Annotated in this window: 9 protein-coding genes; 5 read left to right on the top strand and 4 right to left on the bottom strand. The window is 41.0% G+C overall.

Annotated features, from left to right (window positions below):
- From WAE59_RS08600 to WAE59_RS08610, 3 genes are all read right to left on the bottom strand, one after another.
- Entirely contained in the window at positions 1-3438 is a 3438-nt protein-coding gene (locus WAE59_RS08600) for a SusC/RagA family TonB-linked outer membrane protein (RefSeq protein ID WP_337855544.1), read from the bottom strand.
- 168 nt (positions 3439-3606) lie between these two features.
- Entirely contained in the window at positions 3607-4719 is a 1113-nt protein-coding gene (locus WAE59_RS08605; protein ID WP_337855545.1) for a FecR family protein, read from the bottom strand.
- A 153-nt stretch (positions 4720-4872) separates the two neighbouring features.
- On the bottom strand, positions 4873-5187 hold the full coding sequence (locus WAE59_RS08610) for a hypothetical protein (RefSeq protein WP_337855546.1): 315 nt from the start codon (positions 5185-5187) through the stop codon (positions 4873-4875).
- Between the two features lie 61 nt (positions 5188-5248).
- Here WAE59_RS08610 and WAE59_RS08615 point away from each other — a divergent pair, with 61 nt between their 5' ends.
- Together WAE59_RS08615 and WAE59_RS08620 are read left to right on the top strand one after the other, a co-directional pair.
- Positions 5249-5425, top strand: a complete 177-nt coding sequence (locus WAE59_RS08615) for a DUF3606 domain-containing protein (RefSeq protein ID WP_337855547.1) — start codon at positions 5249-5251, stop codon at positions 5423-5425.
- A 47-nt stretch (positions 5426-5472) separates the two neighbouring features.
- Positions 5473-5802: an MGMT family protein gene (locus WAE59_RS08620; protein ID WP_337855548.1), complete on the top strand. Its 330-nt coding sequence runs from the start codon at positions 5473-5475 to the stop codon at positions 5800-5802.
- Between the two features lie 195 nt (positions 5803-5997).
- Here WAE59_RS08620 and WAE59_RS25855 read toward each other — a convergent pair whose 3' ends face one another.
- Positions 5998-6519, bottom strand: coding sequence for a DUF72 domain-containing protein (locus tag WAE59_RS25855; protein ID WP_443147256.1), 522 nt, complete (start codon positions 6517-6519; stop codon positions 5998-6000).
- Here WAE59_RS25855 and WAE59_RS08635 point away from each other — a divergent pair.
- The 3 genes from WAE59_RS08635 to WAE59_RS08645 all read left to right on the top strand — a co-directional run bounded on the left by WAE59_RS08635 (position 6451) and on the right by WAE59_RS08645 (position 12702).
- Complete coding sequence (locus WAE59_RS08635; RefSeq protein ID WP_337855551.1) at positions 6451-6684, top strand: hypothetical protein; 234 nt, start codon at positions 6451-6453, stop codon at positions 6682-6684. The genes WAE59_RS25855 and WAE59_RS08635 overlap by 69 nt on opposite strands.
- A 1049-nt stretch (positions 6685-7733) precedes the next feature.
- Positions 7734-10802: a SusC/RagA family TonB-linked outer membrane protein gene (locus WAE59_RS08640; protein ID WP_337855552.1), complete on the top strand. Its 3069-nt coding sequence runs from the start codon at positions 7734-7736 to the stop codon at positions 10800-10802.
- Between the two features lie 4 nt (positions 10803-10806).
- Positions 10807-12702, top strand: coding sequence for a RagB/SusD family nutrient uptake outer membrane protein (locus tag WAE59_RS08645; RefSeq protein WP_337855553.1), 1896 nt, complete (start codon positions 10807-10809; stop codon positions 12700-12702).
- Positions 12703-12712 lie beyond the last annotated feature (10 nt).

Here is a 12712-nt window from a genome sequence, read left to right on the forward strand (position 1 = left end):
TTATAATACTGCTTTAAAACCAAATGAAACTGATAAAGGGAAAGTTAGATTTCCCAGGCGTGGATTGGGGTTGTCGGGGTCTATGTTGTGCTCATTAGCACGCCATATATACCCTATATTATTAACGTAGGTATATAGCCCGAAACTTTTGAAATTACGATTTGGTCTTTTTCCAGGTTTTAGGCTCCAATCAACTCTTATATCCTGAAACTTAATATTATCCGCTTTTTCCACAAGGGTAGCGGAATAACTGTAAACTGTGCTTCGAAGTGAATTGGAAGGGTAGAGAAGAGCAGGCACTGAAGTAATGCTTTCATCTCCGGGTTTCTGCCATCGCTTGTGGAAATCAGCTGCCATATCAAATCCTGCAGTACTCTGTGAGCCGTTAAATGCATTCCTTCTGAAAAAGTAATTAAGACGATAGGTCATATTAAATGACAGTGTGATTGAGCCATAACTGAAAGCATTTCTGAAACTGCCGTAGATAGTTGGTATGGAGGATCCAATTAATTTCAGATTATTTCGGTTAACCGAATTGCTGATAGCACTATAGTTTTTACTGGTTGAGTTTTCAAACTGAAGTTGTGGATCTCCGTTGGAATCCAATCCGCGCCATTCATATGCATAGAGGGAAAAAAACGAATTTCCTTCTATGGGGTTTAAAGCTGGGGATTGGATCACGCTGAGATTGGTGTTCGGTAAAGCAACATATTTAGTGACTTTGTCTTTTACGTTGCTCAGCAAAATGTTGGTTTGCCATTTCAACTTTCCATCTAGATTTGAGCTGTTCAAAATAACATCAATCCCTTTGGTAAGTGTGTTTGCGAAGTTACCTTGATAATTAAGCACACCAGTTTGTGAAGGAAGTGAACTGATTCCAAAAAGATCTAGTCCATACTTGATGTATGGCTCAACACTTCCTGAGATCCTGTTCTGAAATGCGGAAAAATCCAATCCAAGATTTAGGATTTTGATTCTTTCCCACTTTAGTGCGGGATTAGGAGGGTTGATAATACTGCTGAAACTAGCACCATTGGAGTTGTTGCCTGTCACTCTAGCTGTCAGGTAGGCGCTGATGGATTTGCTGACATTACCCGTATATCCAAAACTTGACCTAAACTTTAGCAGTGTCAACCATTCCGGTTTCAAAAAGTTTTCGTTGCTGATTGTCCATGCAAAACCCACCGACCAGAGTGGCACGCCTTTCTGGTTTGACTTTACGCCAAATAGGTTAGACTCATCTTTTCTAACACTAAATGATGCCGAATACCGGCTTTTGAATGCATAGATTGCATTTGCATAATAAGATATAAATCGGTCAGATAAGTAGCCGGATTGCTGCCCGGGGTCAATTCTTAATGAATTTCCGTATATCAATGGATAGTCATTGCGCGGATTTAAGCTTGAATTGACGTTTGTTCTGGTGAATTCATTGTAGCCATAAAAGTTTTGTTGAATTCTTTCAGTAAAGTTGTTCCTTACTTCTAAGCCCGCAATCCCAGACAGTTCATGGTCATCACCTGTAGGTTTTTCATAGTTAACTTGAAGCCGACCTTGATTCGCATTCAATTCGCTGATTCTACTGTAGTATGTTCCGCCTGATTCTATAATACGGGTAACTGAGCCTGTGCTATAATTAATCGCAGAAAGACTGTTGATTAAATCTCGGGCTGCATATGAATTTTCATTATAAAATGTTTTCGAATTGATTATCTCTTTCTGAAATTGATATAGTAATGTAGTTTTTAAACCACTCGCGATGCGATAGCTAGCGCCGACATTGAAAATTACGCCAGTTAGATTTGATGTATTATTTGCAGTGTTGTCTTCCAACGGACGATAGCGCCAGTCCAGCAGCCTTCCACCCCCTATAGTATCGACGTATGACATTCGTAAATTCTTCACGACCGCTAACGGCGCTCCATCTTCCCCAGCTATGTGATCGTATGGACTTACAGGCATGTAGGTGTCTCCAGATTTGTTGGAGCTCAACGTTAACAACATTTTGAAATTGAGTTCCAATTTACTCTTCATCAGTAAGTAACTGTCGTTTGCAGTGAAGTTAAAACGTGTGTAGCTGTTTGTGGTCTTAGATTCCAGATTGTTATCGTATCCCGAGGCGACATAATACTTGTTATTCATGCCGCCTCCTGTAAGATTGATCGCATATTGCTGATTCAGTGACGGGCGATAAAGATGTTTCATGATCTCCCTTCGGACATCGTTATTCTTTAATTCATTAATTTTAATAGATGAATCACCCGGAGACAAATTTTTTAAACGTGATTGTTCAAAAATCTCCACTGCCGCCGATATCGGCTGAAATTTACTGGATATCAAATTGGTGTAAGCACCCTTGTCGTATAGAAACTTTTCTACGTCAATCCAATCTGAGTTGTTAAACCAAGGTAATTCCATAATATCGGTTTGGTCAGCTATCGTGATGTTACTATTCACGTTAATGAACTGTCCAGAATTGTACATCCCTGAATTTGTGGTGATCACAATTACACCGTTCCCTGCCCGAGATCCCCATATTGCTGCTGCTGAGGCATCTTTTAATATGCTGATCGATTTAATGTCATTTGGGTTGATGTTGTCAATGCTCCCTTCGTATGGAAATTGATCTAAAATGATCAATGGCCGATCCTCCCCATTTATAGTACTGCGTCCACGAATATTGATGTCACTTTGCGAAGGTTGTGACTTATTTCTATTGAAAAGCAGGCCACTTGTGATGCCATCTAAACGATCCAGTATATTGCTTCCAGTTCTTCTATTCAAAGAAATGCTGTCTATAACTTCAATACTTCCTGTTAAATGCTTCTTATTAAGGCTTTGGTAGCCAGTACTGATGATCTGAACTTCTTTGAGTCTACTCTTCCGTTCATAGAGCACAATGTGAAAAGGCCCAGGATTTCCAGTGCTGAAGCTGATTTGCGCTGGCTCGTACCCAATATGGTTAATAATCAATACACCTTGATTTAATGCCGAATTCAAGCTAAACTGGCCGCGCTCATCGGAGCTCGTTGACAGATCATTTCCCAAAATTCGAATATTCGCGTCCCGGATTGGGAATCCCGAAGAATCCTGGACACTACCCCGAATCTTAATGTCGTGAAGGTAGATATTCAACTTCTGCTGATTAACCGGTATTATTACTACAGTTTTGTTGTCAATCCCATAGCCAAATGGCTGGTGCGAGAAGCAGATGTCCAGTACTTGCTTAATATTTGCATTACGTACATTCAAATTGACTTTTTTAGCTCCTATCAGTTGTTTTTGGCTATAGATGAAATCATATTCTGTCTGTTTGCGCAGGATTTTAAATATTTCTACCAAACTTGCGTTTTTCGTGGTTATTGTTATGTTTTGTGCCCATGATGCGGCACTGAGTTGCATGGAACTGACGATCATTAATGCGATGATAAATTTCATCCTGATCAAAAATTTGACAATGCGATCCCTGACGGGTGCACCGTTAATGTAAAAATTGTACATTTGAGTTGGTTTAGTTGATTGATATGTTAGCCATGTTTATTCGAACTGAACTTTAGTCAGGAGCGTCTAGTACACGCTCCTGGCTTTTTTCAATCCCTTGTTGTTTTATTTCATTACGATAACCCTCCTTTCGTCAATTTTAAAATGGACTTCTCCAGTGGTCTCCAAAAGTCTGAGTACCTCAGATAGGTTTTTATTTCGGGATATTGATCCGGAAAAACGGGAAGCCTGAGGGTAGCTTTTATAAACCACCTCAACGTCATACCAGCGCTCTAGCATTTGCATTACAGTCTTTAGCTCGGCGTTTTCAAACTCGGTCTTTCCATAAATCCAGGCAAGGTTTAAATCAACATCAACTTGAGAGACAGTTATTTTGTCTTTTCCCACAATCGCTTGTTCTCCTGGTTTTAATATAAGATTGTCTGCATCGGCTCGTTTCTCAGTAGGACTGGCTAGTTTGGTAAGTTGGACACTTCCCTCAGCTAGCGTAGTAGCAGCAGCGTGAGAGGCATAACTATTCACATTAAATTTTGTCCCCAATACCTTAATTCGCTGATCTCTGGATTCCACAATAAATGGGTGGTTCTTATCTTTAGTGATCTCGAAGAAAGCTTCTCCGGAAAGATATACTTTCCGTTCCCCTACGTCGGGGAATTGCGCCGGATACTTTAACTCACTTCCTGCATTTAGAGTAATCACTGAGCCATCGGATAGGGTTAAAGTATATTGTCCACCTTTTGGTGTGATAAGGGCATTGATCTCTGAATCTCCATTTTGAACTCCAACGGGTGTACCATCACCATATATTAAAGTTGACTTCGTTTGCTTGATCCCAGATTTATTGCCAGCAAGTTGAATCATTTTACCATTGGCTAGCTTCAAAATAGCTCGATTACTTCCTGGAGCAATATCCGTTTTTGTTATTATTTCCCTTCTTGGACTTAGGAGCTCATGTTTCGCAATGAGATAGACGCCAGCAGACAAAGCTAGCGTTGCTGCGGTAGCAATAATTACGGACCATAGCTTTAACTTTCCATTCGGCTTGGACGGCAGCTTCTCAAATATCTTTGCGCACATGGCCTCGACTTCTTGTTCATTAAGTGGGGGGATATGCTCATTATAAGAAAAGATACTATCTTCGAGAAAGGCTCTTTCGTCGTCGGAACATTTGCCAGATTTGTACTTAGCAATCAATTCATTTAGCTCTTCGTTTGTCATCAAGTATGTTTTAGATCGAATTGAGAGGGTGACGATCTACTTGGCACGAACATGAAGATTTTTATGATTTTTCTTTTTACGATTGCCGAATTGCTCATAAAATTCTCTGACTTGCCTAGTCATTTCTGGATCATCTATGCAGGCAAGGTGCGCTTACATATCCATTTGGCTCTTCTCTGATTTTTCGGTTTGAAACGCTTCTTCCTCGTCTGCGACGTTGGCTAATAGCGCGATTACATATTGTGCAATTTGATCATTTGAGTCCGCAATAGATAAGTGCTTCTGTAGATTTTTGTCCCAACTTTCCATTGCTGCTTCTGGAGTTGTGCCATCTCCTTTTACGCTTACTTTTCCTTTCTTCAATTCACAATAAAACTGATCTCCAATGGAATAGACCTGAGGTTGTAGGACTAGTGTCGCACCCGTGTATTCTACATCAGTTTTAAGTTTTTTGATCTGGCCTTTCATGATTTGCTAAAAACAGTTATCCGTCCGGCTTGTTTATACTAAGAACCAAAAATTAAATATTATGGCTGACGATAAAAACAAACAAGACGGCAGGGACGATAGTAAGATCGATGCCAATGATCCATCTGAAGTATCTTATGCGGCAAAAGAGTTTGGCGTGACTGCCAAGGAAATTAAAGACGCGATCAAAGCCGTAGGGAATTCTAGAGCGGCTGTGAAAAAACATTTAGCCAAGTAATTGAAGCCTTTCTCTTGAGAGGCTTTTTTATTTGCTACTTTTAATCCATGGACTCCAATTCCTTCTACGATCAGGTTTATGAGATTGCCCGGCTAATTCCCGCTGGTAGGGTGACTACCTACGGGGCGATTGCAAAGGCATTAGGTGCCGCCAAGTCCTCCAGAATGGTCGGTACTGCAATGATATTTGCGCATGACCCGAGACTCGAAGTTCCTGCACACCGTGTGCTAAATCGGAACGGACTACTCACAGGAAAACATCATTACGATACACCTACGCAAATGCAGGAACTCCTGGAAACAGAGGGAATAATCATAAATGATGACCAGGTACAGGATTTTAGCAATGTATTCTGGGATCCTATTTCAGAAATCTAGTCGGTGATTTCACCACGACCATTTTCAATATCAATTTTGATTTGCGCTATTTCGTATGCTGCCCATTCATTAATTGACATCATGGGTACATTAGTAACTGCCGCATCAGCTTTCCAATCAATTTCAGGTATGGATGTACCTAGTACCTGGTTAAACCGCTGAATAGCATATTGCACCAGTTCTGGTGTAGTTGAATCATCGCGTTGAGAAATGATGAAGTAGAGTTTCTGAAGCCCATTGTCTACCCATGTTGATCCGCTTACTCCAATCGTCGATCCGTAAATAATCGATTGTCCGGTTTTGACCATCTGTTCCATTGAACCGGATATAGGCTTCAGGAATGGTCAGTTCCATATGTAAACAATCTCGCCTACCATGAGCATCAGTGATTACGGTTCCGATATGGTGATCTCTGAAAAGGTCAAATGCAGCTTTCCGGTAAGCTGGATCACTAAACCATTCCTCGTGACGGAGTTCTATGACAAACCTGTAATTATTAGGGAGGTTTTTAACAAAGTGCTCCAAATCTGGCAGGCTTTTAGACGGAAAGTTGTCGCCCAATTGAAGCAATATCGGTCCCAAGTGTCTATCGAAAAGCTCTAAATTATTGATGAACAGGGTCTTAATCAGAAAGATGGTGCATAGTTTATGATCACCACGGTTAACCTGATTGCCCGCACATTTAATGGTCTGCGCGTTAGCACTGACTTTGCTCATGCGCTGGTTTTTTTTCTTTTCTTTCCCGCCGGTTTACCTGGGATAGGCACTTGTGACATAGATATCGATGAGTTCGATGACCAGCTTTGTGCTACGCTCAGCTTGAGGTCTTCGGATGATCGGGGCAAGGAATTCCAGAATATCAGGACTCAATTCTTCATGTAACCTGGAATTCCAATGTGTGTATCATTTTGTTAAAATGACTGAATGTAATGGTAAAATGGTTAGAAATTCCAATGGTATTGTTTATTTTCTTTGTAGCATAAATGAACGCCAATAAATCTTTTGAGTGTATTGAAGTCATTTAAGTTTATTCTAGACATACAAGATGTTCATTTTTTTTGAACACAAACTGTTACCGGAATTTTGTTCAGGATTCCGGGATTTTTGGTTAAAATGCGTAGCCGCCGGATGGTGGTTACGCCTTATATCCCAAGAACTCTTTTCCTAATTTTCTTCCAAAAAACGCTTGCTTTCATTTTTATTTTAAAATTTTTAAGCCCGAAGATCCATTCAGATATGCATTCGTAAAAAGTAATTTTCTACATACTGTTTTTATAGCTCATCACAGTGACATTCACGGCTATACATCGTGAAATCATTTTATAGCTCCGCTATGGAAATAACTCTAAAAAGAATGGTGTGAATTTTAAGTGGACATAGACGAATCCGACTAGTCTATTGACATATCCGATATTTTGTGTGTATGGGGGCATTTTATGTTAAAATTAGTGAATAGAATGATAACCGCTGTAATTTTCTGGTTTTGCCATCAGCTTTATTTGTGTCACCAAATATAAATGCTGTAAGCATCCAACCTTTTAGTTTACAATTGGAGCATGTCCGAACTTTCCTCAGAGCGTAAAGCGGATGATTCCTTTGTAAATGAATTCTGGACTACTGCACAAACATAATGTGAATGCTATGATTAAATTCAGTCTACCTTCTACCCATTTTATTGCAGTCGGCAATTGGCGTGCACCTCCCTAGACTCATATCCAAAGTCTCTATTGATCCATGTAATAGTCAAACCAAATATAAACCATATGAATATTTTTACTTTAACGTCTTTGAAGCTTTATCGATTCAGAACTTCAGCTTTTGAACTGATTAATGCTTTTAAAACGTCGCTATTATGCATCTCTTTGACGCTACTATGCCTTTATTATCCCAGTAGTTCTTTTGCTCTTAACCTATACCACAGCTCAGAGGCAATGTCCAGTTTAGTGCAGGATGAAATCGTTGTTACAGGTCAGGTTAACGACGCAGGAGGAGCATTGCCAGGAACTACCATCACACTCAAGTTCTCCAAAAAAGCAGTTCAGGCGGATGTGAATGGAAAATTTTCCATTAAAGTCCCTGCTAATGGAACCTTGGTGTTTACCATGATAGGTTTTAAATCTAAAGAGGTAGAAATCAAAGGTGAAAGCAGTATCAACGTGACTCTTGAACCAGAAAATGATCAACTGAACGAGGTTGCCATTGTCGCGTTTGGAACGCAGAAGAAGTCAAGCATGATCAGTGCCATAACCACCATCAATCCTAAGGATCTGAAAGTTCCATCCAGTAACCTGACAACGGCGCTTGCTGGAAAGCTTGCTGGTGTGATAGCTTATCAGCGCAGTGGTGAACCCGGGCAGGATAATGCCTCGTTTTTCATTCGCGGGGTGACCACTTTCGGATATAAAAAAGACCCCCTGATCCTTATTGACGGTATTGAGGTGACCTCAACTGATCTTGCACGAATGCAACCCGACGACATTGCCAGCTTTTCAATTATGAAGGATGCAACGGCAACATCACTTTATGGTGCAAGGGGTGCAAATGGAGTGATTCTAATCACTACAAAATCTGGAGAGGAGGGGAAAGCAAAGATCCAGGTGCGTTTTGAAAATTCGACTTCAGCAAATACCAGGAATGTGGAATTTGCAGATCCCATTACCTATATGAAACTTGCTAATGAAGCTGTGTTGACCCGAAATCCATTAGGTGTGCTTCCTTATTCCCAGAATAAGATAGATCAGACTACTTTAGGAGCAAATCCTTACGTATACCCTGCAAATAACTGGCAGGACATGTTATTGAAAGATCAAACCAATAACCAACGTATGAATTTTAGTACTAATGGAGGTGGAAAAATTGCCAGATATTATATAGCAGGTACTTTTAACAATGATAATGGCTTGCTTAAAGTTGATCAGCGAAATAATTTCAATAGCAACATCAATCTGAAATCTTATCAGCTAAGATCAAACATCAATATAAACATGACCAAGACGACCGAAGTAATTGTCAGATTATCAGGAAGTTTTGATGATTACACTGGTCCGATCGACGGTGGGAGCGGGTTGTACACGAAAATCATGCGAAGTAATCCAGTGCTTTTTCCTGCATACTTTCCGACAGAGCAGATGCCAAAGACCAATCATATATTGTTCGGAAATTCCAGCAATGGTCTCCTGATTAATCCTTATGCGGATTTAGTGAAAGGGTACCGCGACTACTCCCGCTCATTGATGAATGCTCAATTTGAGCTGAAGCAGGATTTGGCCTTTTTGACACCGGGACTATCAGCCAGGGGAATGTTCAATACTTCAAGGTATTCTTATTTTGATTTGACTAGAAATTACAATCCTTTCTATTATAGTGCAAGCGGTTATAATAACTTGAACGATACCTATGCACTTTCCCTATTAAATGAAGGCGCCGCGACGGAATATCTTAACTACAGCGAAGGTACTAAAGATATCAATACCACCACCTACATGGAAGCGGCGGTAAATTATAATAAGCAAATTGCAAAAATGCATGATCTCACGGGGTTGCTAGTTTATCAAAGAAGAGAACAACTGTTTGCCAACAACGGCACTTTGCAGAAATCCCTTCCTTATCGTAATCAGGGTGTGTCCGGGAGATTTACTTATGGCTATGACAACAGGTACTTGGCCGAAGTCAATTTTGGATACAATGGTTCAGAGCGTTTCTATAAGACTGAAAGATACGGATTCTTCCCCGCGGTTGGTATAGGGTGGCAGGTATCGAATGAAAAGTTTTGGAAACCAATAAGTTTGGTAGTCACCAAGCTGAGGTTAAAGGCTACCTACGGTTTAGTGGGTAATGATGCTATAGGCAGTGCTGATGATCGTTTTTTCTACCTGTCAGAGGTGAATATGTCCGATGGAAACAAAGGCGGAAGATTTGGTGAACAATTTTCTTATACAAAAAACGGAATTACCATCAATCGGTATGATAATGCCTTCATCACCTGGGAGCGAGCGAAGAAATTTAACTTCGGTACAGAACTGACACTCTTTAAGGATTTCAACTTGCAGATGGACATTTTTTCTGAAACGAGAAACAATATCCTGATGGAGCGTGCTGCCGTTCCGAGTACAATGGGACTGGCGGCGGCGATAAAGGCAAATACAGGTAAAGCTAGAGCCAATGGAGTAGATATCTCTGCGGATTACAACAAAAATTTCAATTCTTCACTATGGCTGCGCCTGCATGGGAACTTTACCTATGCGCACAGTGAGTTTTTACAATTTGAAGAACCGCAGTATAAAGAAAGATATCTATCACGCATTGGTCAGTCATTAAGCCAATCCTTTGGTTTGATTGCAGAGCGGCTTTTTATAGATGAATATGATGTTGCCAATTCACCAAAACAAACCTATGGCGCGTATGGCGCGGGTGACATCAAATACCGAGATGTAAATGGCGATGGGCAAATAACAAACCTTGACAGAGTACCTATCGGACTCCCTACTGACCCTGAAATCATTTATGGATTTGGTTTTTCAAGCGGATTCAAGAGTTTTGATTTCTCTGTATTTTTTCAGGGATCAGCACGCTCTTCGTTTTGGATAAACACCGCTGCTACAGCACCGTTTATCCCGTTTAATTATTCTGGAGAGTCATTGGGCGGAACCCAAAACGGATTATTGGCCGCTTATGCAGATGATCACTGGTCTGAAGATGACCGCAATCTTTTTGCGCTTTGGCCGCGATTGAGTGATACCTATCACAATAATAACTTCCAAACGAATACCTGGTTCATGCGCAGCGGATCATTTTTAAGATTGAAGTCAGCAGAACTTGGTTATTCGATACCCAAGTCAATCCTCAATCGGGTAAAGCTGGGTAGTGCCAGGTTTTATTTAAGCGGAACAAACTTGCTCAGCTTTAGTGGATTCAAACTTTGGGATATTGAGATGGGAGGGAATGGCCTGGGCTATCCTGTTCAAAGGGTTTACAATGTGGGCTTACAAATTGGATTATAAGATCATGAAACAGAAAAGCATATTTTTAGCATTTTTTATTTTTATTTTGGCAAGCTCCTGCAAGCGGGACTATCTTGATATTGTTCCGGATAATATTGCCACTATCGACAACGCATTTACCAACAGGATAGAAGCAGAAAAATACCTGTTCACCTGTTACTCTTACCTTCCTCAGGAGAGTTACATATATGAGAATCCTGGTATGCTTGCCAGTGATGAATTTTGGACCTACTGGCCAATTACACCTTTGAGCAGATTACCTGAAAACCCGCAAATGATTGCCAGGGGGAATCAGTCTTTGGTAGAACCATTGCTAAATTACTGGGATGGGGCACAGGGGGGGAAAGCACTGTATAAAGCCCTCCGGGATTGTAACATTTTTCTGGAACATGTGAATGAGGTTCCTGATCTGGATCCATCACAGAAAGCAATATGGACCGGAGAAGTAGAATTCTTAAAAGCCTACTATCATTTTTACCTTTTGAGGATGTATGGTCCAATTCCAATCATTGATAAGAATCTTCCGATTACAGCTTCTACGGAAGAAGTAAGGGTGAAACGAGAGCCTATTGACAAAGTGGTCAGTTACATCACTGAACTGATGGACACTGCAGCAGCAAAACTACCTAATCTTATCCAAAACAGGTCTTCTGAATTGGGGCATATCACAAGGCCTATTGCGCTTTCCATCAAGGCAAGGGTACTGGTTATGGCCGCGAGCCCACTTTTCAACGGAAATGCAGATTACGCTGGGCTAAAGAATTCGGATGGTACTGTATTATTCAATCCTACTTACAGCAAAGAAAAGTGGTCTAATGCCGCCCAGGCTTGTAAAGCTGCTATCGAAAACTGTAATACAGCAGGGATTACACTGTATAATTTCAATTCAAGTTTATCTAACATCTCTGCCAGGCTTGTCCAGGAGATGAGCATTCGGAATAGCGTGTGTGAACCATGGAATCAAGAGCTGATTTGGGGATTTACCAATGGAACAGGATCCGGGATACAGCTACAATCCATGCCCAGACTCGATCCGGCGAGGTCTGGCAACGAAATTACGCTGGGACAACTTGCACCAACAATGCGCATGGCCGAAATGTTCTATACTAAAAATGGAGTTCCCATCTCAGAAGACAAAGACTGGGATTTCTCTAATCGCTACAGCTTGAGAACGGCTACTGCCGCCGATCAGGATTATTTACAAAACGGTTATACCACCGCAGGTCTCCATTTTGACAGAGAAGCGCGATTCTACGCAAATATGAGTTTTGATGGCGGGATGTGGTATATGCAAAATAAGACTTGGACAGTACAAGCTAAATCAGGCCAGGACCAATCCAGACGCGCTGCCTTTGGTTATTCTGCTACTGGATACTTCACTAAAAAGCTGGTCAATTGGAAATTTGTAATCCAAGATGGACTCGCCTATTCACAAGAGCAGTATCCATGGCCGGTGATCCGATTGTCGGACTTGTATTTAATGTACGCAGAAGCGGTAAATGAGGCAGATGGTCCCTCAGAAACAGTTTATCAATACCTAAATTTAGTTAGAGCCAGGGCTGGATTAGCGTCTGTGCAAGAATCTTGGTCACAGCACTCTACTAGGCCTGATAAGTATATGGATCAGGCTGGTCTTCGTGAAATCATTCACCAGGAGCGTGGTATTGAACTCTCTTTTGAAGGCAGTAGATTTTGGGACTTAAAACGTTGGAAAGAGGCTTCCACGTCGCTCAATTCTGGTGTTTACGGTTGGGATATTGAGCAAACTGATGCAGTTAATTACTATCGTAGAAAGCTTTTATTCAATCAAAAATTCACCGCCCCCAGGGATTACTTATGGCCTATAAGGGAAAATAATATGGTCGTTAATCCCAACCTCGTACAGAATCCGGGATGGTAGTGGCAGTAGG

It is taken from the genome of Pedobacter sp. GR22-6, from assembly GCF_037402555.1.
In the GTDB taxonomy this organism is placed as follows: domain Bacteria; phylum Bacteroidota; class Bacteroidia; order Sphingobacteriales; family Sphingobacteriaceae; genus Pedobacter.